General features: G+C 71.3%; 20 protein-coding genes. 9 read left to right on the top strand and 11 right to left on the bottom strand.

Annotated features, from left to right (window positions below):
- The first annotated feature begins 206 nt into the window (after positions 1 to 206).
- Positions 207 to 2,222 (top strand): streptophobe family protein, encoded by a 2,016-nt coding sequence (locus ACWD1Z_RS28090; protein ID WP_451122375.1) that lies wholly within the window; start codon positions 207 to 209, stop codon positions 2,220 to 2,222.
- A 406-nt stretch (positions 2,223 to 2,628) separates the two neighbouring features.
- Positions 2,629 to 3,837, top strand: a complete 1,209-nt coding sequence (gene serB, locus ACWD1Z_RS28095) for a phosphoserine phosphatase SerB (protein ID WP_389418848.1) — start codon at positions 2,629 to 2,631, stop codon at positions 3,835 to 3,837.
- Between the two features lie 55 nt (positions 3,838 to 3,892).
- Here the strand turns inward: serB and ACWD1Z_RS28100 are convergent, their stop codons facing one another.
- The 4 genes from ACWD1Z_RS28100 to ACWD1Z_RS28115 all read right to left on the bottom strand — a co-directional run bounded on the left by ACWD1Z_RS28100 (position 3,893) and on the right by ACWD1Z_RS28115 (position 6,454).
- Positions 3,893 to 4,411 (bottom strand): SixA phosphatase family protein, encoded by a 519-nt coding sequence (locus ACWD1Z_RS28100; RefSeq protein WP_451122376.1) that lies wholly within the window; start codon positions 4,409 to 4,411, stop codon positions 3,893 to 3,895.
- Between the two features lie 65 nt (positions 4,412 to 4,476).
- A complete protein-coding gene (locus ACWD1Z_RS28105; RefSeq protein ID WP_451122377.1) occupies positions 4,477 to 4,683 on the bottom strand; it encodes a hypothetical protein in 207 nt (68 codons plus the stop codon).
- 185 nt (positions 4,684 to 4,868) lie between these two features.
- Positions 4,869 to 4,988, bottom strand: a complete 120-nt coding sequence (locus tag ACWD1Z_RS28110) for an SGM_5486 family transporter-associated protein (protein WP_284048361.1) — start codon at positions 4,986 to 4,988, stop codon at positions 4,869 to 4,871.
- 50 nt (positions 4,989 to 5,038) lie between these two features.
- Positions 5,039 to 6,454, bottom strand: a complete 1,416-nt coding sequence (locus ACWD1Z_RS28115; RefSeq protein WP_451122378.1) for a CynX/NimT family MFS transporter — start codon at positions 6,452 to 6,454, stop codon at positions 5,039 to 5,041.
- Positions 6,455 to 6,524: 70 nt separating this feature from the next.
- Here ACWD1Z_RS28115 and ACWD1Z_RS28120 point away from each other — a divergent pair, with 70 nt between their 5' ends.
- Positions 6,525 to 7,214: a FadR/GntR family transcriptional regulator gene (locus ACWD1Z_RS28120; RefSeq protein ID WP_451122379.1), complete on the top strand. Its 690-nt coding sequence runs from the start codon at positions 6,525 to 6,527 to the stop codon at positions 7,212 to 7,214.
- Here the strand turns inward: ACWD1Z_RS28120 and ACWD1Z_RS28125 are convergent.
- The 3 genes from ACWD1Z_RS28125 to fabG form a co-directional block, all read right to left on the bottom strand.
- Positions 7,195 to 7,521 (bottom strand): hypothetical protein, encoded by a 327-nt coding sequence (locus ACWD1Z_RS28125; RefSeq protein WP_451122380.1) that lies wholly within the window; start codon positions 7,519 to 7,521, stop codon positions 7,195 to 7,197. The genes ACWD1Z_RS28120 and ACWD1Z_RS28125 overlap by 20 nt on opposite strands.
- A 186-nt stretch (positions 7,522 to 7,707) precedes the next feature.
- Positions 7,708 to 8,475, bottom strand: a complete 768-nt coding sequence (fabI, locus tag ACWD1Z_RS28130) for an enoyl-ACP reductase FabI (protein WP_351982699.1) — start codon at positions 8,473 to 8,475, stop codon at positions 7,708 to 7,710.
- Between the two features lie 5 nt (positions 8,476 to 8,480).
- A complete protein-coding gene (fabG, locus tag ACWD1Z_RS28135; RefSeq protein ID WP_451122381.1) occupies positions 8,481 to 9,185 on the bottom strand; it encodes a 3-oxoacyl-[acyl-carrier-protein] reductase in 705 nt (234 codons plus the stop codon).
- A gap of 244 nt (positions 9,186 to 9,429) precedes the next feature.
- Here fabG and ACWD1Z_RS28140 point away from each other — a divergent pair, with 244 nt between their 5' ends.
- Genes ACWD1Z_RS28140 through tyrS form a run of 3 tightly spaced genes read left to right on the top strand, consistent with a single transcriptional unit; the run spans position 9,430 to position 13,656 of the window.
- Positions 9,430 to 10,953: a TldD/PmbA family protein gene (locus ACWD1Z_RS28140; RefSeq protein ID WP_451122382.1), complete on the top strand. Its 1,524-nt coding sequence runs from the start codon at positions 9,430 to 9,432 to the stop codon at positions 10,951 to 10,953.
- Positions 10,950 to 12,344, top strand: a complete 1,395-nt coding sequence (locus ACWD1Z_RS28145; protein ID WP_451122383.1) for a metallopeptidase TldD-related protein — start codon at positions 10,950 to 10,952, stop codon at positions 12,342 to 12,344. Before ACWD1Z_RS28140 ends, ACWD1Z_RS28145 begins: the two co-directional genes overlap by 4 nt.
- A gap of 43 nt (positions 12,345 to 12,387) precedes the next feature.
- Positions 12,388 to 13,656, top strand: coding sequence for a tyrosine--tRNA ligase (tyrS, locus tag ACWD1Z_RS28150; RefSeq protein WP_451122384.1), 1,269 nt, complete (start codon positions 12,388 to 12,390; stop codon positions 13,654 to 13,656).
- 54 nt (positions 13,657 to 13,710) lie between these two features.
- Here tyrS and ACWD1Z_RS28155 read toward each other — a convergent pair whose 3' ends face one another.
- Positions 13,711 to 13,989 (bottom strand): GlsB/YeaQ/YmgE family stress response membrane protein, encoded by a 279-nt coding sequence (locus tag ACWD1Z_RS28155; protein ID WP_451122385.1) that lies wholly within the window; start codon positions 13,987 to 13,989, stop codon positions 13,711 to 13,713.
- A gap of 245 nt (positions 13,990 to 14,234) precedes the next feature.
- On the opposite strand from ACWD1Z_RS28155, the gene ACWD1Z_RS28160 reads away from it, so the two are divergent.
- On the top strand, positions 14,235 to 14,633 hold the full coding sequence (locus ACWD1Z_RS28160) for a DUF3099 domain-containing protein (RefSeq protein ID WP_451122386.1): 399 nt from the start codon (positions 14,235 to 14,237) through the stop codon (positions 14,631 to 14,633).
- Between the two features lie 222 nt (positions 14,634 to 14,855).
- The gene (locus ACWD1Z_RS28165) at positions 14,856 to 15,074 is read left to right on the top strand and encodes a hypothetical protein (RefSeq protein WP_451122387.1); all 219 of its coding nucleotides are present in this window, start codon (positions 14,856 to 14,858) and stop codon (positions 15,072 to 15,074) included.
- Between the two features lie 4 nt (positions 15,075 to 15,078).
- On the opposite strand, the gene moaA is transcribed toward ACWD1Z_RS28165, so the two are convergent.
- The 3 genes from moaA to ACWD1Z_RS28180 all read right to left on the bottom strand — a co-directional run bounded on the left by moaA (position 15,079) and on the right by ACWD1Z_RS28180 (position 18,191).
- The gene (gene moaA, locus ACWD1Z_RS28170) at positions 15,079 to 16,068 is read right to left on the bottom strand and encodes a GTP 3',8-cyclase MoaA (protein WP_451122388.1); all 990 of its coding nucleotides are present in this window, start codon (positions 16,066 to 16,068) and stop codon (positions 15,079 to 15,081) included.
- Positions 16,069 to 16,215: 147 nt separating this feature from the next.
- The gene (locus ACWD1Z_RS28175; protein ID WP_451122389.1) at positions 16,216 to 17,838 is read right to left on the bottom strand and encodes a solute symporter family protein; all 1,623 of its coding nucleotides are present in this window, start codon (positions 17,836 to 17,838) and stop codon (positions 16,216 to 16,218) included.
- Positions 17,835 to 18,191, bottom strand: a complete 357-nt coding sequence (locus ACWD1Z_RS28180; RefSeq protein ID WP_451122390.1) for a DUF485 domain-containing protein — start codon at positions 18,189 to 18,191, stop codon at positions 17,835 to 17,837. The genes ACWD1Z_RS28175 and ACWD1Z_RS28180 overlap by 4 nt, the downstream gene beginning before the upstream one ends.
- Before the next feature lie 303 nt (positions 18,192 to 18,494).
- Here ACWD1Z_RS28180 and ACWD1Z_RS28185 point away from each other — a divergent pair, with 303 nt between their 5' ends.
- Positions 18,495 to 20,021: a S8 family serine peptidase gene (locus ACWD1Z_RS28185; protein WP_451122391.1), complete on the top strand. Its 1,527-nt coding sequence runs from the start codon at positions 18,495 to 18,497 to the stop codon at positions 20,019 to 20,021.

Here is a 20,021-nt window from a genome sequence, read left to right on the forward strand (position 1 = left end):
CCATCAGAGGGAGTCTAGGGATGGCGAACATCGTCGGGAACTATTTCAGGCTCGGCCCCCTGACCGAAAGTCGGGCCTTGTGAAGACCACGCACATACGCATCGACCGGTTCCGTTGACGGGGTTGAAACCGGGCCGGAGAGTGGTAATCCACGCGAGGAGGACATGCGCGGCGAGTCCGCCGCTGCGCGGATCGGGGGGTCTGCCATGAGCGCGCCGAGGAACGTCGAGAGCACGAAGGTGCCGTGGGTGGGGGTCCTGCTGTCCGCGGTCGCCGCGGTGAGCTGGGCGCTGATCGGGATGGCGGGTACCGCCGCGCTGGGCCTGCGTCTGCTGGAGGCGGACACCGCGGGCTCGCTGGGCCCGATGACCGCGGCGGTCGTGGCGCTCGGGGCGGGCGGTTCGGTGACGCCTTCGGGCGATGTGTCCGCATTCGGTCTTACGGGGGCGGAGGCGACGACCGCCATCGAGATCACGCCACTGGGCGTGAGCCTGGTCGGCGCGCTGCTCCTGTCGTGGTTCTTCCTACGGTCCGTGCGCGCGGCGGGAGTTGTGATCGCGCCGGCCGAACTCGCCGCGCGCGCGGGCGCGGTGGTCGCGCTGTCCGTGGCGATGCTGGGCGGGCTGGCCTGGGCCGGGGACGACGTCATCACCTTCGACGGGAGCGCGCTCGGGCTCGACGAGCTGCCCGGCGGCGGGGGCGGGGGCGGTGTCGAGATTCCCGGGCTCGGGGACATCGGGGACATCGGGGGGCTGCTGCCCGATCAGATCGGCGACCTGATCGACGCGGAGGCGGCGGTCGGCTTCACGGTGGACACGGCGCCGACGCTGCTCGGCGGCGCGTGCTGGTCGGCGGGGATCCTGCTGATCGCGCTGCTGGCGTCGCGGCGCACTCCCCTGCCGGCCGGCTGGGCGGCCCTGCACCGCGTGGTGCGGCCCGCGGTGTCCGCGCTGGTGGGGGTCCTGCTGATGGCGGTCCTCGCGGGGTTCGCGGCGGCGGCGTACGCGCTGATCGGCGACGACAACCCCAAGCGGATCGCGGGCGCCGCGCTGCTCGGGGCGCCGAACGGGGTGTGGCTGGGCATCCCGATCGGCCTGTTCGTGCCGTGGGACGGCGAGGCGGCCGGTCCCCTGGCGCAGTTCCTGCCGGACCCGCTGGACGACCTGCTGGTCGACTCCGACCGCGCCGTGACGCTGGGGCGGCTGGCGGAACTGGACGGACGGGTGTGGCTGCTGGGCGTGGCGGCGGCGATGGCGATGCTGCTGGCGGGGGTGCTCACGGCGGTACGGACGCCGGTGGTACGGGGTTCCGGCGCCCTGGGTCTCGCGGGTCGGTGCGCACTGCGGCTCGGCATCGTGACGGCGCTGGCGCTGCCGCTGCTGGCCTGGCTGACGGAGGTCTCCGTCGACGCGTCCCTGGCGGTACTCGGCGTCGACGCCTTCGCCGCGACCGTCGAACTGCACGGCCAACTGGGGGCGGCACTGCTGCTGGGAGCGGCGTGGGGAGCGGGGGCCGGCGCGACGGGGGCCCTGATGGCCCACGTCACGGGGGCAGCGGGGCAAGGGGCGGCGCCGTTGGCACTGGGTGACGTGGGGGTGGGGGGTGCGGGGGTTGTTCGGGAGGCGGACTCGGGGTCGTTGTGGAGGGCCGGCGAGGGGCGTGGGCAGGGGGGCGAGCCTGTGCGGGAGGGGGGCGGGGCGGCTGGGGAGGCGGGCGGGCCTACCTGGCAGGCGGGCTGGGCAGGCGGGCAGACAAGGGGGACGCATGGGCAGCCGAACCGGGTGGCCGGGCAAGCGGACGGGCCGGCCGGGCGAGCCGCCACGGCACCGGAACAGGCAGCCGGAACGCCTGGCCAGGCAAGCGGAAGCCCCGGGCAGGCAACCGGCGCGCCTGGACAGGCCGGCGGGGGGTCCGGGCAGGCGCCCGGGGACGGGCCGTACGCGCCCGGGGTGCCGTATCGGCCGCCCAATCCCGATACCAATCCCTACCTGCGGGCCCCCGGAGAGCTGCGGGAGCCGGAGGACGCGCGCCCGGAAGGGGCGGCGCCGGAGGAGGCCGGTCGGAGCGGCGACGACGTGTACGGCGCACCCACCGTGGTCCGGCCGATCGGTCCGCTGCCGAAGCCCGGGCGCCGCTCGTCCTCGGATGGCTCCGGAGAGGGGCCGCCACCGCCTCCTCCGCCACCGCCCGCGCCGCCGAGGGGGCACAAGCGCCGCCGTTGAGGCGTGGCCGATGCCGAAGGCGTGCTCCCCGTCGCGTCCGGGGCGCCGGTCGTCCTCGGACTGCTTTGGCGAGGGGCCACCCGCCTCCACCGCCGGGTCCGGGCGCGGCGGTCGCCCTCGGACGGCTCCGGCGAGGGGCCGGCCCCGGCTCGCTCTCCTCCGCCGCCGACCTGAGACGTGGTCCGCGGGTGAGGCCGGGGGCGCCGCCCCGTTCGTCCCGCCCTCGCCAGCACGGCACCGTCGAGACCTGGTCCGCCGCCCCGGTCGCCCAGCGCCCCCGAAGGGCGCCGTTGCCGTGTCGGCTGCGGGTTGCGTGGGAGTCATCAGGCCGACGCCCAGTGTTCCGTGTCCGGCAGGCGGACCTCGGGGGCGGGAGGCACTGGGTGCCGGATACGGTGGAGGCATCATGAGCGCTTCGCAGACCTCTGACGTCCCCACCCTTCTCGTCAAGATCTTCGGGAAGGACAGGCCGGGCATCACGGCCGGACTCTTCGACACCCTCGCCGCCTACTCCGTCGACGTCGTCGACATCGAGCAGGTCGTCACCCGTGGCCGGATCGTGCTGTGCGCGCTCGTGACCGAGCCGCCCCGCGGTCTCGAAGGGGATCTGCGGGCCACCGTCCACAGCTGGGCGGAGTCGCTGAAGATGCAGGCCGAGATCATCTCGGGGCTCGGCGACAACCGCCCGCGCGGACTCGGCCGCTCCCTGGTCACCGTGCTCGGGCATCCGCTCACCGCGGAGGCCACGGCCGCCATCGCCGCGAAGATCACCCACGCCGGCGGCAACATCGACCGTATCTTCCGGCTCGCCAAGTACCCCGTGACGGCCGTCGAGTTCGCGGTCTCCGGCGTGGAGACCGAACCGCTGCGGACCGCCCTGGTGACCGAGGCCGCGCAACTCGGCGTCGATGTCGCGGTGGTCGCGGCGGGCCTGCACCGGCGGGCGCAGCGCCTGGTCGTGATGGACGTGGACTCCACGCTCATCCAGGACGAGGTGATCGAGCTCTTCGCCGCGCACGCGGGCTGCGAGGACAAGGTCGCCGAGGTGACGGCGGCGGCGATGCGCGGAGAGCTGGACTTCGAGCAGTCGCTGCACGCGCGCGTGGCGCTGCTGGAAGGGCTCGACGCCTCCGTCGTGGACAAGGTGCGCAGCGAGGTACGGCTGACGCCGGGCGCGCGCACCCTGATCCGTACGCTGAAGCGGCTCGGCTACCAAGTCGGCGTGGTCTCCGGCGGTTTCACCCAGGTCACGGACGATCTCAAGGACCGGCTCGGGCTGGACTTCGCCCAGGCCAACACCCTGGAGATCATCGACGGCAGGCTGACGGGCAAGGTCACCGGCGAGATCGTGGACCGCGCGGGCAAGGCCCGCCTGCTGCGCCGCTTCGCCGCCGAGGCGGGCGTACCGCTGGCGCAGACCGTGGCGATCGGTGACGGCGCCAACGATCTGGACATGCTGAACGCGGCCGGACTCGGGGTCGCCTTCAACGCCAAGCCGGTGGTGCGGGAGGCCGCGCACACCGCGGTGAACGTGCCGTTCCTCGACACGGTGCTCTATCTGCTGGGCGTCACCCGCGAAGAGGTCGAGGCCGCCGACATGCACGACGAGGACTGAGTCCCCGGCACGCCGAGAGGGGGCCCGGCACCGGGCCCCTCCCCCGCGGCTGGGGTCACTCCGAGGGTGCCCAGTAGTCGAGCAGCTCGGCCACGCCCGGTTCCAGGGCCTTCCAGGGCCCGGTGAAGCTCAGCACGGCGAAGGCGGCGGCCGGGAAACCGCGGCGGTTCATCCGGGTGCGCGCGTCCCCCTCGGCGGAGCCGGCCAGCACCTCCGCGAGCCCCTGGACACCGGGGTTGTGTCCGATGAGGACGGCGCTGCGCACCTCGTCCGGGGTCTCGTTGAGCACGGCGATCAGCTCGCCCGGCGAGGCCTCGTAGATCCGCTCCTCGTAGACCGTCTTCGGCCGGTGCGGGAACTCGTGGACGGCGAGCTTCCAGGTCTCGCGGGTCCGGGTCGCCGTGGAGCACAGGGCCAGGTCGAAGGGGACACCGGTGTCGGCGAGCTTGCGTCCGGCGACGGCGGCGTCCATCCGGCCCCGCTCGGCGAGCGGCCGCTCATGGTCGGTCACCTGGGGCCAGTCGGCTTTCGCATGCCGGAAGAGGACGATCCTGCGGGATTCTGCGACGCTCATGAGTCCCAGCTTCGCATGAAACACGCCACGCGGCGCCAGGAGTTGGCGGGCGACCGCGTCGCTGTTCAGCGAGCCATCAGCTGCTGTACGCGCTCGAAGAGCTGGGTGATCGCGGGGTCGGCGGTCGCGGCGTGCGCCTCGGCCGGATCGAGTATCAGCATCAGCAGGGTGACGAAGGCGAGCACGGGCAGGGCCAGGGCCCACCAGGGCAGCCGGATGTCGACGCCACCGCGGCGTGCCGGGTGGGGCGGAGTCTGCGTAGGGGCCGACATGGATGCCTCCGCGGGTCGTCGAGTGGCCGGGAACCTGCTCCGTGGTCCGCGTCTCGCGGTCACATCTCGAAGCTACGGAATCCGCGGCACTCAACCCATCCGGTGATCCACCCAGTTGACCCTGACACTCACCCCCTAGGGGATGGGGGGGCTACCCCCACCATGGGCCGGCGGCGGGCCCTGGCTCACGGCGAGGCGATCGTCGCGATGACGGCGATGATCACGAAGATGGCGAGGAACGAGCCGAAGACGAGGAGCATCTTCTTCTGGCCGTTCTGGGGGTTCGGGTCGAGCACTGGCGACATGGGGCAAGTCTCGCACCCGCCGCCCGGGGGCGGGCCCGCGGGGGTGCGGCTCAGCGGGCGGCCTCGTCCTCGACCGTGCGGTTGCGCCCGGCGAGGACGCCCACCGCCATCTGCGGGATCATCAGGGCGGTCATCAGCGCGATCGGCAGGCCCCAGCCGCCGCTGTGCTGGTAGAGCACGCCGACCAGGAGCGGGCCGGGGATGGAGATCAGATAGCCGGTGCTCTGCGCGAAGGCCGACAGCTGGGCGACGCCCGCGCCGGTCCTGGCCCGCATCCCGACCATGGTCAGGGCCAGCGGGAAGGCGCAGTTGGAGATGCCGAGCAGCACGGCCCAGGCCCAGGCCCCGGCGGCGGGCGCGAAGTACAGGCCGGCGTATCCGGCGAGCCCGCAGACGCCGAGCACGAGGGCGATCGGCCCCTGGTGCGGCAGGCGGGTGGCCACGCGCGGGATGACGAAGGCCAGCGGCACGCCCATCACCATGGTGACGGCCAGCAGCAGCCCGGCGGTGCTCGCGGGCACGCCCGCGTCCCGGAAGATCTGCGCCATCCAGCCCATCGTGATGTAGGCGGCGGTGGCCTGGAGCCCGAAGAACACGGCGAGCGCCCAGGCGGTACGGCTGCGCGTGATCCGCAGCGCGGGCACCTCCGCACGCGGGCGTGCGTCCGTACGAGACAGCGCGTCCTCGGCCTCGCCTTCGCGCGCGAGCGCTCCCTCCCGCTCCCGCTCACGCGCCCCACCACCCGCGGGTGCCCCCTGGCGTGCGGCCGCCTCCCCACGCGCGGGCCCCCGCTCCGCCGCCCCCGGCGCCCGCCGGTCCCGTACGAACGGCAGCCAGGGCAGTACGGCCGCCGCCGCCAGGGCCGCCCACACCGCGAGCCCGGTCTGCCAGTTCCCGCCGAGCGCGTCCGTCATCGGCACCGTGACCGCCGCCGCGGCCGAGGTGCCGAGGGCGAGGGCCATCGAGTACAGGCCCGTCATGGAGCCGACACGGTCCGGGAACCAGCGCTTGACGATGACCGGCATCAGGACGTTGCTGACCGCGATGCCCATCAGGGCGAGGGCGCTGGCGGCCAGGAAGGCGGGCGTGCTGCCCGCGTAGGGGCGGATCAGCAGACCGGCCGTGATGGCGATCATGCCCGCGCAGACGACGGCACCGAGGCCGAAGCGGCGCGCGAGGCGGGGCGCCATGACGCCGAAGAGCGCGAAGCACAGCGGGGGCACGGAGGTGAGCAGCCCGGCCATGCTGCCGCTCATGCCGAGCCCGTCCCGGACCTCTTCGAGGAGGGCGCCGAAGCTGGTGATGGCGGGGCGGAGGTTCAGCGCGGCCAGCACGATGCCGAGGACGATCAGACGTGTCGTCCACGCGCGCGTGGGCACCGGGGAGGCGTCGGCCGGCTGGGCCGAACTGCGTACGGTGGCGGGTTTCGTCGTCCGGGTTTCCTCGCTTGCCATGTGGCCCATCATAGAATCATGGGATGAATGGTTGTCCAACCTCCGGCCTGGGCCGGTCGCCCGTCCCGTGCGAAGGTGTGCCATGCCCCTGAGCCAGCAACGCCGCTCCGCCCTGTCCGAGCAGGTCATCGCCGCGCTGCGGCACCAGATCACCTCCGGCGAGTGGCCGGTCGGCTCCCGCATCCCCACCGAGCCGGAGCTGGTCGAGCAGCTGGGGGTCGCCCGCAACACGGTCCGGGAGGCCGTCCGCGCCCTGGCCCACAACGGCCTGCTGGACATCCGCCAGGGCTCGGGCACCTACGTCGTGGCGACCAGTGAGCTGGCCGGGGTGATGCACCGCCGCTTCGCCGGCGCCGACCCGCGGCACATCGCCGAGCTGCGCTCCACGCTGGAGTCGGGGGCGGCGAAGCTGGCCGCCGAGCGGCGCACCGAGAAGGACCTCAAGCAGCTCGACGCGCTGCTGCTCCGCCGTGAGGAGGCCTGGGCGTCGGGGGACGCGGAGGCGTTCGTGACGGCCGACGCCACCTTCCACCTGGCGGTGGTGGCCGCGTCCCACAACGACGCGATGACGGCCATGTACGCGGACCTGGGCGAGGTGCTGCGGGACTGGCTGCGCGAGGACGTCGGCGAGGAGCTGACGCCGGAGACGTACATGGACCACGCCCGGCTGCTGGACGCGATCCGCGCGGGCGACGCGACGACCGCGGCCCGGGAGGCGGCCGGTTATCCGTTCCAGTGCCGTCCGGGCCGGTTCAGCGCTGCTGGTGGCTGACCCACGCCGAGCGGACCTCCTTCCAGCAGCGCCCGGTGAGCCGTACGGTCGCCGCCGGGCCGGTGTCGACCGGGGAGCTGTCGGTGTCGAGGTCCCACCACCGGCTGCATTCGATGTGCAGCCGTACCCGGTCCATGTCGGCGTAGGGGTTGTGGCAGTAGGCGATCACGTGGGAGCCCTGCACGCGCGTGCGGCACTCGGAGCCGAAGGGCTCCGGTTCGCGTGCCTGCGGTGTCGCCTCGTAGGGCAGGGACACCAGGAAAGCCACGGCGACGGTCACTGGGGCGAGGCTGCGGGGCAGACGCACAAGAGGACCTCCTCGGCCGTGCTGGGGAGGAAAACGCGCGGTGAAGGCGTACTCCAGAGTGCCCCGTCCGGGTGGGGCCCCGCCCGGCCGGATAGGCCGAACGAGGGACACAGGCACCACGTGCCGAGGGCCCCGCACCGGTCGGGTGCGGGGCCCTCAGAGGTCGGCCGAGACCGAGCGGCGGCGTTACGCGCCGATGGCGTGCAGACCACCGTCGACGTGGATGATCTCGCCCGTGGTCTTCGGGAACCAGTCGCTCAGCAGGGCGACGATGCCCTTGCCGGCCGGCTCCGGGTCCTTCAGGTCCCACTCCAGCGGGGAGCGGTCGTCCCACACGGCGGCCAGCTCGCCGAAGCCCGGGATGGACTTGGCGGCCATGGAGCCGATCGGACCCGCGGAGATGAGGTTGCAGCGGATGTTCTGCTTGCCCAGGTCACGCGCGAGGTAGCGGCTGGTGGCCTCCAGGGCGGCCTTGGCCGGGCCCATCCAGTCGTACTGCGGCCAGGCGTACTGGGCGTCGAAGGTGAGGCCGACGACCGAGCCGCCGTTCTGCATCAGCGGCAGGCAGGCCGTGGTCAGCGACTTCAGGGAGTACGCCGAGACGTGCATGGCCGTGGCGACCGACTCGAACGGGGTGTTCAGGAAGTTGCCGCCGAGGGCGTCCTGGGGCGCGAAGCCGATGGAGTGCACGACGCCGTCGAGGCCGCCCAGCTCCTCACCGACGAGGTCCGCGAGACGGCCGAGGTGCTCGTCGTTGGTGACGTCGAGCTCGATGACCTTGGTGGGCTTGGGGAGCTTCTTGGCGATGCGCTCGGTCAGCGTGGGCCGCGGGAACGCGGTGAGAATGATCTCGGCGCCCTGCTCCTGGGCCAGCTTGGCGGCGTGGAAGGCGATGGAGGACTCCATCAGCACACCGCTGATCAGGACGCGCTTGCCCTCGAGAATTCCGCTCATGGTGATCAGTGACCCATTCCCAGTCCGCCGTCAACGGGAATGACGGCTCCAGTGATGTACGAGGCGTCGTCCGAGGCGAGGAACCGCACCGTCGCGGCGATCTCCTCCGGCTGCGCGTACCTGCCGAGCGGGACCTGCGACACGATGGCCGCGCGCTGCTCGTCGGTGAGCACCTTGGTCATGTCGGTGTCCACGAAGCCGGGCGCGACGACGTTGAACGTGATGTTGCGCGACCCCAGCTCACGGGCGAGGGAACGCGCGAAGCCGACCAGCGCGGCCTTGGAGGCGGCGTAGTTCGCCTGCCCCGCGGAGCCGAGCAGTCCGACCACCGACGAGATCAGCACCACGCGGCCCTTCTTGGCCCGCAGCATGCCCCGGTTGGCGCGCTTGACGACCCGGAAGGTGCCGGTGAGGTTGGTGTCGACGACCGAGGCGAAGTCCTCCTCGGACATGCGCATCAGCAGCTGGTCCTTGGTGACGCCGGCGTTGGCGACGAGGACCTCGACCGGGCCGTGCTCGGCCTCGATCTCCTTGTAGGCCTGCTCCACCTGCTCGGTGTCGGTGATGTCGCACTTGACGGCGAGGAAGCCCTTCGGCGGCTCACCCGAGCGGTAGGTGACGGCGACCTTGTCGCCGGCGTCGGCGAATGCACGGGCGATGGCGAGGCCGATGCCCCGGTTGCCTCCGGTGACGAGAACCGAGCGGCTCAACGGATCACCCTTTCGATAGCGGTCTGACACACCCGCCCGAACACCTGGATGACAGGCGGCTTCCCCGAAAACCTATCGGTCCCGAAGCTCATGGGGACAAGCGGGCACCGACAGTGGCGCGTCGGCGTCACTGTCGGATCCCTACAGAACCGAACCGGCCACGGGCGGCAAACGTGTGGTCCTCGGACCGGCCCGCGCGACATGATCGGAGCGACCACGGTAACGGCGACAGGAAGAGATCCAGGTGCCTCATACCATCGACGAGTCCTTCACGGCACTACCCCTGCGCGCTCTGGCGGACGCCGCGCTGGCACGCGCGCGTGCCCTCGGCGCCGAGCACGCGGACTTCCGGTTCGAGCGGGTGCGCAGCGCGTCCTGGCGGCTCCGGGACGCCAAGCCCGCGGGCTCCTCGGACACCACGGACCTCGGCTACGCGGTGCGCGTGGTGCACGGCGGGACCTGGGGCTTCGCCTCCGGCGTGGATCTGAGCATGGACGCGGCGGCCCGGGTCGCCGCTCAGGCCGTGGCGATGGCGAAGCTGTCCGCGCAGGTCATCAAGGCCGCCGGCGCCGAGGAGCGAGTGGAGCTGGCGGACGAGCCGGTGCACGCGGACCGGACGTGGATCTCGTCGTACGAGATCGACCCGTTCACCGTGCCCGACGAGGAGAAGTCGGGGCTGCTCGCCGAGTGGAGCTCCCGGCTGCTGGCGGCGGACGGGGTGAACCATGTCGACGCCTCCTTGCTCACCGTGCACGAGAACAAGTTCTACGCCGACACCGCCGGGACGGTGACCACCCAGCAGCGCGTCCGGCTGCACCCGCAGCTGACCGCCGTGTCGGTCGACGAGTCCAGCGGCGAGTTCGACTCGATGCGCACCATCGCGCCGCCCGTCGGACGCGGCTGGGAGTATCTGCGGGGCACCGGCTGGGACTGGGAGAGCGAGCTGGCCCAGATCCCCGAGCTGCTCGCCGAGAAGATGCGCGCGCCGAGCGTCGAGGCGGGCGTGTACGACCTGGTCGTCGACCCGTCCAACCTGTGGCTGACCATCCACGAGTCCATCGGGCACGCCACCGAGCTGGACCGGGCACTCGGCTACGAGGCCGCCTACGCCGGCACCTCCTTCGCCACCTTCGACCAGCTCGGCAAGCTCAGGTACGGCTCGGAGCTGATGAACGTCACCGGCGACCGCACCGCCGAGCACGGCCTGGCGACCATCGGCTACGACGACGAGGGCGTCGAGGCCCAGACCTGGGACCTGGTGAAGGACGGCACCCTGGTCGGCTACCAGCTGGACCGGCGGATCGCGAGGCTGACCGGGTTCGAGCGGTCCAACGGCTGCGCGTTCGCCGACTCCCCGGCCCATGTCCCGGTGCAGCGCATGGCCAACGTCTCCCTCCAGCCGGACCCGGCCGGGATGTCCACCGAGGATCTCATCGGCGGCGTCGACCGCGGGATCTACGTCGTCGGGGACCGGTCCTGGTCCATCGACATGCAGCGCTACAACTTCCAGTTCACCGGCCAGCGCTTCTTCCGGATCGAGAACGGCCGGATCGCCGGCCAGCTCCGGGACGTCGCCTACCAGGCGACCACCACCGACTTCTGGGGCTCCATGGCGGCCGTCGGCGGCCCGGGAACCTATGTCCTGGGCGGCGCCTTCAACTGCGGCAAGGCCCAGCCGGGGCAGGTGGCCGCGGTGTCGCACGGCTGCCCGTCCGCCCTGTTCCGCAGCGTCAACATCCTCAACACCACCCAGGAGGCCGGTCGATGAGTCCTCGTACGAACAAGCCGCACGAGATCGTCGAGCGGGCCCTGGAGCTGTCGCGCGCGGACGGCTGTGTCGTCATCGCCGACGAGCAGTCCACCGCCAACCTGCGCTGGGCGGGCAACGCGCTGACCACCAACGGCGTCACGCGCGGGCGCACGCTCACCGTCGTCGCCACCGTCGACGGCAAGGAGGGCACGGCCTCGGGGGTGGTGTCCCGCTCCGCGGTGACGCCGGACGAGCTGGAGCCGCTGGTCCGGGCCGCCGAGGCCGCCGCGCGCGGCGCCGGTCCCGCCGAGGACGCGCAGCCGCTGGTCACCGGCGTACCGGCGGCGCCGGACTTCACGGACGCGCCGGCCGAGACCTCCTCCGCGGTGTTCGCCGACTTCGCCCCGGCGCTCGGTGAGGCCTTCGCACGCGCGCGTGCGGGCGGACGCGAGCTGTACGGCTTCGCCAACCATGAGCTGGTCTCGTCCTATGTCGGTACGTCGACGGGGCTGCGCCTGCGCCATGACCAGCCGAACGGGACGCTGGAGCTGAACGCCAAGTCCCCGGACCGCACCCGCTCGGCCTGGGCCGGCCACTCCACCCGTGACTTCAAGGACGTCGACCCCGCGGCGCTCGACGCCGAACTGGCCGTACGCCTCGGCTGGGCCGAGCGCAAGGTGGCGCTGCCCGCCGGACGGTACGAGACGCTGCTGCCGCCGACCGCCGTCGCGGATCTGCTGATCTACCAGATGTGGTCGGCGTCGGGCCGGGACGCGGTCGAGGGCCGCACGGTGTTCTCCCGGCCCGGCGGTGGCACCCGGGTCGGCGACAGGCTGACCGAGCTGCCGCTGACCCTGCGCAGCGACCCGAACGAGCCGGGCCTGGAGGCGGCGCCCTTCGTGCTGGCACACTCCTCCGGGGGCGACACGTCGGTGTTCGACAACGGACTGCCGCTCACGGCGACCGAGTGGGTCCGCGAGGGCGAGCTGCGGCACCTGCTGACCAGCCGGCACAGCGCGGGCCTGACCGGGCTGCCGGTGGCGCCGGGGATCGACAACCTGATCCTGGACGGCGGCGGCGAGCGCTCGCTGGAGGAGATGGTCGCCGCTACCGAGCGCGGGCTGCTGCTGACCTGCCTGTGGTACATCCGCGAGGTCGATCCGGCGACGCTGCTGCTCACCGGCCTGACCCGGGACGGCGTGTACCTGGTGGAGAACGGCGAGGTGACCGGCGAGGTCAACAACTTCCGGTTCAACGAGTCGCCGGTGGACCTGCTGGGCCGGGCCACCGAGGCCGGGCGCACGGAGAAGACGCTGCCCAGGGAGTGGAGCGACTGGTTCACCAGGGCCGGGATGCCGGCGCTGAGGGTGCCCGACTTCAATATGAGCTCTGTCAGTCAGGGCGTATAACCTCGTACCTGACCCGGAGCACTTTCGAGGAGACGCGAGAACCGTGACGGACATCGTCGACGAGCTGAAGTGGCGTGGCCTGTGGGCCCTGTCCACTGACGAGGACGCTTTGCGCAAGGCGCTCGCGGACGGTCCCGTCACGTTCTATTGCGGGTTCGACCCGACCGCGGCCAGTCTGCACGTCGGTCACCTGGTGCAGGTCCTCACCATGCGCCGGCTCCAGCAGGCGGGCCTGCGCCCGCTGGCCCTGGTCGGCGGGGCCACCGGCCAGATCGGTGACCCGCGCCCGACGGCCGAGCGCACCCTGAACGACCCGGAGACGGTGGCGAACTGGGTGACCCGGCTGCGCGCGCAGATCGAGCCGTTCCTGTCCTTCGAGGGCGAGAACGCCGCGGTGATGGTCAACAACCTGGACTGGACGGCCGGGATGTCGGCCATCGAGTTCCTGCGCGACATCGGCAAGCACTTCCGCGTCAACAAGATGCTGACCAAGGACTCCGTCGCCCGGCGCCTGGAGTCCCAGGAGGGCATCAGCTACACCGAGTTCAGCTACCAGCTGCTCCAGGGCATGGACTTCCTGGAGCTGTACCGCCGGTACGGCTGCACCCTCCAGCAGGGCGGCAGCGACCAGTGGGGCAACCTCACGGCGGGTCTGGACCTGATCCACCGGCTGGAGCCCGAGGCCCAGGTGCACTGCGTGGCGACCCCGCTGATGGTCAAGGCGGACGGCACCAAGTTCGGCAAGACCGAGGGCGGCGCCGTCTGGCTGGACCCCGAGATGACGACGCCGTACGCGTTCTACCAGTTCTGGCTCAATGTGGACGACCGGGACATCTCGACCTACCTGCGCATCCTGTCCTTCCGGTCCCGCGAGGAGCTGGAGGAGCTGGAGAAGCAGACCGAGGAGCGGCCGCAGGCCCGGGCCGCGCAGCGGGCGCTGGCCGAGGAGCTGACGACGCTGGTGCACGGCGCCGACCAGACGGCGGCCGTGATCGCCGCGAGCCGTGCCCTCTTCGGGCAGGGGGAGCTGGCGGAGCTGGACGACCGGACGCTGGCGGCGGCGCTGTCGGAGGTACCGCACATCAAGGTCGCGGAGCTGGCGCCGGTGGTCGATCTGTTCGCCGAGGTCGAGCTGGTGGCGAGCAAGTCGGCGGCGCGGCGGACGATCAAGGAGGGCGGGGCCTACGTGAACAACGCGAAGATCACCGCCGAGGACGCCGTACCGGCGGCGGAGGATCTGCTGCACGGACGGTGGCTGGTGCTGCGCCGGGGCAAGAAGAACCTCGCCGCGGTCGAGGTCACCGGAGCCTAGGCATACCGAAGGGGCGGCTCTCCACGGGAGGGCCGCCCCTTCGTCGTGCGCGGATCAGGTCCGCTGTTTCTTCTTGCCCAGGGTGGCCATGTAGACCATGTCCCCCACCCCCACGATGATGATCGCGGCGACGAGCTGGAAGATGTGCCGGCTCCAGTCGATGCCGGAGGTCTCGTCGACCCCCATCGCGCGGGCGAGAGCGTTGCCGACGATGGCACCGAGCATGCCGAAGATCGTGGTCAGCCAGAGAGGACTGTGCTGCTTGCCGGGCAGGATCGCCTTGGCGATCAGCCCCAGCACGAGTCCCACGATGATGGCCCACAACCAGCCCATGGCTGCCTCCTTGTACGGCTCGACGTGAGCATTACGCCCAGTCTCGGGCCGCCCCGCCTACGCCGCATGTCGGGTACGGCCGTACGCGGGACGGCTGAGGTCCGTCGCCCGGGCGGAAGGTGCCCCGGTCTCGTAGGCGGCGCAGGCCAGGCGTACCGTGGAGGGTGTCCGGGCCCGGCCTCCCGGCCGGTGGCGGTCCGGGTGCGGGCAGGGGAGAGTCCGATGCGGGCGGATGGTGGAATGTGATGCGGAAGCAGCACGACGGGGGCAGCACCCAGGTATTCCGGATCACCGGAGCCAGGACGAGCCTCCAGGAGGACGTACGAGGACGGCAGCGCCGGTACGTCATCTCGATGTTGATCCGTACGCTGTCGGTGATCCTGGCCGCGACCCTGTGGAACGTCGAACGGCACGTGGCCGTCGTGGCGTTGGTGCTCGGCGTGGTCATGCCGTACATCGCGGTGGTGATCGCCAACGCCGGGCGGGAGAACGCGCCGTCGCTCCCTTCCACTTTCGTGGTCGCGCCGCCGCGTCCGATGATCGCCGGGCGGGGTCCCGACGTGCCCTTCGCGGAACCCGTGCCGGACGATGCGGTCCCCGATCCGGCACCCGGTGCGGCGGGCGAAACACGGCGGAAGACATGACCGGAAATGACCTTGGCGAGGGGCTGACAAACGGAAGCCACCTCCGCACCAAGCTCAAGAAAAGCTCAGATCAATAGTGCTGTTCCGGTGCCGGGCCGCGGGTGACCCATGACATACTTCGTAGGCGCTCCGCATCCCCCGTCGGAGCGACGGACCGACGCCGGGCAGCTCCCCCCGTGGCTGCTCGGCGTCGCCTTTTGTTGACTTCTGTGAGACGAATCCGTGAGTGACGAGACCCCCATCTGCTCCGCCAAGGGCTGCCGTGCGGCCGCGATATGGGTGCTGGCCTGGAACAACCCCAAGCTCCATACGCCGGAGCGGCGGAAGACCTGGCTCGCCTGCGAGGAGCACCGGGAGCATCTCTCGCAGTTCCTGGGGGTGCGGGGGTTCCTGAAGGACGTGGTGCCGTTCGCCGACTGGGAAGAGCCCGGGGCACCGTAAAGTTTCAGCCGCCGATCGCCGACATCGGACGGTCCGGCTGGACGAAGCTCGGGTCGTCCAGGCCCGCTCCCGCCTTCTTGCCCCACATCGCGAGCCGCCAGATCCGGGCGATTTCCTCGTCGGGGGCGCCGGAGCGCAGGGCCGCGCGCAGGTCCGTCTCCTCGCGGGCGAACAGACAGGTGCGGACCTGGCCGTCGGCGGTGAGGCGGGTGCGGTCGCAGGCCGAGCAGAACGGCCGGGTGACGGAGGCGATGACACCGACGCGGTGCGGTCCGCCGTCGACGAGCCAGCGCTCCGCCGGTGCCGAGCCGCGCTCCTCGGAGCCCTCCTCGGTCAGCTCGAAGCGGGTGCGCAGGGAGGTCAGGATGTCGCCCGCGGTGATCATGCCGTCGCGCTTCCAGCCGTGCTGGGCGTCCAGGGGCATCTGCTCGATGAAGCGCAGTTCGTAGTCGTGCTCGACGGCCCAGGCCAGCAGGTCGGGGGCCTCGTCGTCGTTCAGCCCCGGCATCAGCACGGAGTTGACCTTGACGGGGGTCAGCTCCGCGTCGCGGGCGGCCTCCAGCCCCTCCAGGACGTCCCGGTGCCGGTCGCGGCGGGTCAGGGTCTTGAAGACGTCCGGGCGCAGGGTGTCCAGGGAGACGTTGACCCGGTCCAGACCGGCGGCCTTCAGGGCCTCGGCGGTGCGCTTGAGGCCGATGCCGTTGGTGGTGAGGGACATCTGGGGGCGGGGGGCGAGGGCGGCGACGCGCTCGACGATGCCGACCAGGCCGGGGCGGAGCAGGGGCTCGCCGCCGGTGAAGCGGACCTCCTCGATGCCGAGGGAGGTGACCGCGATGTCGATCAGGCGGACGATCTCGTCGTCCGTGAGGAGGTCGGGCTTGGCCAGCCACTGCAGGCCCTCCTCGGGCATGCAGTAGGTGCAGCGCAGATTGCACCGGTCGGTCAGCGAGACGCGCAGGTCGGTGGCGACCCGGCCGTAGGTGTCGATGAGCACGTGGGCCCCCTCCCTCGTCGCGGAGCACTCATGTTGCGTCACTTGCGAGCCTACGTGACCCCACCGACAACGACAGGGCCCGATCCCACGAGGTAAGACGCGGCCGCGTCGTAGGGATCTACGACGCGGCCGCGCGGGGAGGCGTGCTCAGTGGGCGCCGGTGCCGGTCAGGGACCGGACCTCCAGCTCGGCGTACTTGCCCTTGTCCGGCTCCTCCTTGGACAGGTAGGTGCCGATGATGCCCAGCAGGAAGCCGACCGGGATCGAGATGATGCCGGGGTTCTCCAGCGGGAACCAGTGGAAGTCGACGTCCGGGAACATCGAGGTGGGCTTGCCGGAGACGACCGGCGAGAACAGCACCAGGCCGACCGCGGTGGTCAGGCCGCCGTAGATCGACCACAGGGCGCCCTGGGTGGTGAACCGCTTCCAGAAGAGGCTGTAGAGGATCGTCGGCAGGTTGGCGGAGGCGGCGACCGCGAAGGCCAGGGCGACGAGGCCGGCCACGTTCAGGTCGCGGGCCAGGGCGCCCAGCGCGATGGAGACCACGCCGATGCCGACGGTCGCCCAGCGGGCGGCCCTGACCTCCTCCTTGTCGGTGGCCTTCCCCTTCTTGATGACGTTGGCGTAGATGTCGTGGGCGAACGACGAGGACGAGGCCAGCGTCAGGCCCGCGACCACCGCGAGGATGGTGGCGAAGGCGACCGCGGAGATGGTGGCGAGCAGGATGGCGCCCCAGTTGGAGTCGACGCCGCCCAGATGCAGCGCCAGGAGCGGGGCCGCCGTGTTGCCCGCCTTGTTGGAGCTGGTGATCTCCTCCTGTGAGATGAGCGCGGCGGCGCCGAAGCCGAGCGCGAGGGTCATCAGGTAGAAGGAGCCGATCAGGCCGATCGCCCAGATCACGGACTTGCGGGCGGCCTTGGAGGTGGGCACGGTGTAGAAGCGGATCAGGATGTGCGGCAGGCCGGCGGTGCCGAGGATCAGCGCGATGCCGAGCGAGATGAAGTCCAGCTTGCTGGTGCCGCTGACGCCGTACTTCAGGCCGGGCTCCAGGAAGGCCGCGCCCTTGCCGCTCTGGTCGGAGGCGGCGCCGAGCAGGTCGGAGACGTTGAAGTCGAACTTCAGCAGGACCAGGAAGGTCAGCAGCAGGGCGCCGGTCATCAGCAGCACGGCCTTGACCATCTGGACCCAGGTGGTGCCCTTCATGCCGCCGATGGTGACGTACATGATCATCAGGATGCCGACCAGGGCGACGATGACGATCTTGCCGGCGTCGCTGGTGATGCCCATCAGCAGGGAGACCAGGACGCCCGCGCCGGCCATCTGCGCCAGCAGGTAGAAGATCGACACGACGATCGTGGAGGTACCGGCCGCCGTGCGGACCGGGCGCTGGCGCATCCGGTAGGCGAGGACGTCGCCCATGGTGTAGCGGCCGGAGTTGCGCAGTGGCTCGGCGACCAGGAGCAGCGCGATGAGCCAGGCGACCAGGAAGCCGATGGAGTAGAGGAAGCCGTCGTAGCCGAACAGGGCGATGGCGCCCGCGATACCGAGGAAGGACGCGGCGGACATGTAGTCGCCGGAGACGGCGAGGCCGTTCTGGAAGCCGGTGAACTGGCGGCCGCCCGCGTAGAAGTCGTTGGCGTCCTTGGTCTGGCGGCCCGCCCACACGGTGATGCCGAGGGTCGCGACGACGAAGACCGCGAAGAGGCTGATGATCAGCGTGCGGTGCTCGCTGGCCGGGTCGGCCGCGAGGAACATCTGCGCGGTGCTCATGCGCCGCCCTCCATCCGGGACTTGATCGCGTCGGCCTTGGGGTCGAGCTTGGCGGCGGCGTGCCGCGCGTACCACCAGGCGATGAGGAACGTGGTGAGGAACTGGGCGAGGCCGAGGGCGAGGGCCACGTTGATGTTGCCGAACAGCTTGGTGCCCATGAAGTCGCCGGCGTAGATCGACAGCAGGACGTACAGCAGGTACCAGGCGATGAAGGCGACGGTCAGCGGAAAGGCGAAGGAGCGGTAGGAGCGGCGCAGTTCGGCGAACTCCGCGCTCTGCTGCACCGCGGTGAACTCCTCGGTGGAGGGGAGATGGTGCTGCTCTTTCGAGGGGGGCGGTGCGTCGGCGGCCACGGAGTCTCCTCGCGGTACGGGCGCTGTAGCGGCGGTGGACGGGGACGGGTGCGGTACGGACATGACGGCTCTGTTCTCAGCGGTGGGCAGGGAGCTCGATCGTGCTCGCGCCCCCTGCCCAACGTCACGGCGCCACGCGAGGACCGGTTCAACCCCGCGGACTTCTTTCCGAACTCATCGGCTGTAGGTCATTGCTGGCCAGCGAGACGGGGAGATAGTTTCGCCCTGCACGCCCGTCATGTACCTGCCCGAGCACCACCTGTGTCTCGGGCCGGTTTCGTTTCCGGATGATGTGGAGATCCCATGGCTCATCTGCCTTCCAGACGCCGGCTCGCGCTGGCCGTCCCCGTCGTGCTGTCGCTGACCGCCTCGCTCGGCTTCCTGCCGGCCGGCGCGACGGCCGCCCCGCTCGCGGAGACCACCGCAGCGCAGGCCGCGGACGCGCCCAACCTGGCCTACGTCGTGAACACCACGACGGACCGCCGGACCATCGAGTCGGTGAAGAAGGCCGTCGCCACGGCCGGGGGGACCGTCGTGGCGTCGTACGACAAGATCGGGGTGATCGTCGCCCACTCCGCCGACCCGGACTTCGGCCGGCAGATGCGCCAGGTGCGCGGCGTGCAGTCGGCGGGTGCGACGCGTACCGCACCGCTGACCGCCGCAGGCACCACGGACCAGGGCGCCGCGGAGTTCCTCACGGACGCCCAGGCCGCGAAGACGGCGGCCGCCGCCGCTCCCGACAGCGAGCCGCTCGAGGCCGACCAGTGGGACCTGCGCGCCATCGGCGCCGACGAGGCAGCGAAGATCAACCCCGGCAGCAGCAAGGTGACCGTCGCGGTCATCGACACCGGCGTCGACGACACCCACCCGGACCTCGCGCCGAACTTCTCCAAGTCCCAGTCCGCCAACTGCGTCGGCGGAGTCGCGGACACCAGTGAGGGCGCCTGGCGGCCGTACACCGTGGACGACTACCACGGCACGCATGTCGCGGGCGAGATAGCCGCGGCCCGCAACGGCATAGGCGTCGCGGGCGTGGCCCCGGGCGTCAAGGTCTCCGGCATCAAGGTGAGCGACCCGGACAACGGGCTGTTCTACCCGGAGAGCGTGGTGTGCGCCTTCGTGTTCGCCGCCGACCACGGCGTCGAGATCACGAACAACAGCTACTACGTGGACCCGTGGCTGTACAACTGCATGGACGACCCCGACCAGCGGGCCATCGTCGACGCGGTCAACCGGGCCCAGCTGTACGCCCAGCGCAAGGGCACGCTGCACCTGGCCTCGGCGGGCAACTCCAACCACGACCTGGACGCGGACGCGATCGTCGACGACTCCAGCCCCGACGACTCCACCCCGGTGGAGCGCACGATCGACCCGCACGAGTGCTACGACGTGCCGACCCAGCTGCCGGGTGTCGTCACGGTCAGCGCGACGGGTGTGCAGAACCTCAAGTCGTACTACTCCTCGTACGGCAAGGGCGTCGTCGACGTCGCGGCGCCGGGCGGTGACCGGCTGTACCAGATACCCGACACGCCCTCGAAGAACGGTCGCATCCTGTCGACCATGCCCAACGGGCAGTACGCCTTCCTCCAGGGCACCTCGATGGCCTCTCCGCACGCCGCCGGTGTGGCCGCGCTGCTGAAGTCCAAGCACCCGTGGGCGAACGGCACCGCCCTCCAGGCGATGCTGAAGGCGCAGGCGGACAACCCGGGCTGCCCCGAGTCCTACGACCAGAACGGCGACGGTACGCAGGACGCGGTGTGCGAGGGCGGCACGCGCGTGAACGGCTTCTACGGATTCGGCATCGTCAACGCGCTGCGCGCGGTCAAGTAA

Source organism: Streptomyces sp. NPDC002784, assembly GCF_053592135.1.

What these genes read in the sequence shown, in the direction of transcription:
- ACWD1Z_RS28155 (WP_451122385.1), bottom strand. Translation starts at nt 13,989, where the DNA reads ATGGGCTGGTTGTGGGCCATCATCGTGGGACTCGTGCTGGGGCTGATC.
- ACWD1Z_RS28145 (WP_451122383.1), top strand. Translation starts at nt 10,950, where the DNA reads ATGAGTCCTCGTACGAACAAGCCGCACGAGATCGTCGAGCGGGCCCTG.
- ACWD1Z_RS28100 (WP_451122376.1), bottom strand. Translation starts at nt 4,411, where the DNA reads ATGAGCGTCGCAGAATCCCGCAGGATCGTCCTCTTCCGGCATGCGAAA.
- ACWD1Z_RS28090 (WP_451122375.1), top strand. Translation starts at nt 207, where the DNA reads ATGAGCGCGCCGAGGAACGTCGAGAGCACGAAGGTGCCGTGGGTGGGG.
- ACWD1Z_RS28185 (WP_451122391.1), top strand. Translation starts at nt 18,495, where the DNA reads ATGGCTCATCTGCCTTCCAGACGCCGGCTCGCGCTGGCCGTCCCCGTC.
- ACWD1Z_RS28120 (WP_451122379.1), top strand. Translation starts at nt 6,525, where the DNA reads ATGCCCCTGAGCCAGCAACGCCGCTCCGCCCTGTCCGAGCAGGTCATC.
- ACWD1Z_RS28115 (WP_451122378.1), bottom strand. Translation starts at nt 6,454, where the DNA reads ATGATGGGCCACATGGCAAGCGAGGAAACCCGGACGACGAAACCCGCC.
- fabI (WP_351982699.1), bottom strand. Translation starts at nt 8,475, where the DNA reads ATGAGCGGAATTCTCGAGGGCAAGCGCGTCCTGATCAGCGGTGTGCTG.
- ACWD1Z_RS28175 (WP_451122389.1), bottom strand. Translation starts at nt 17,838, where the DNA reads ATGAGCACCGCGCAGATGTTCCTCGCGGCCGACCCGGCCAGCGAGCAC.
- ACWD1Z_RS28105 (WP_451122377.1), bottom strand. Translation starts at nt 4,683, where the DNA reads ATGTCGGCCCCTACGCAGACTCCGCCCCACCCGGCACGCCGCGGTGGC.
- ACWD1Z_RS28160 (WP_451122386.1), top strand. Translation starts at nt 14,235, where the DNA reads ATGCGGAAGCAGCACGACGGGGGCAGCACCCAGGTATTCCGGATCACC.
- serB (WP_389418848.1), top strand. Translation starts at nt 2,629, where the DNA reads ATGAGCGCTTCGCAGACCTCTGACGTCCCCACCCTTCTCGTCAAGATC.
- ACWD1Z_RS28110 (WP_284048361.1), bottom strand. Translation starts at nt 4,988, where the DNA reads ATGTCGCCAGTGCTCGACCCGAACCCCCAGAACGGCCAGAAGAAGATG.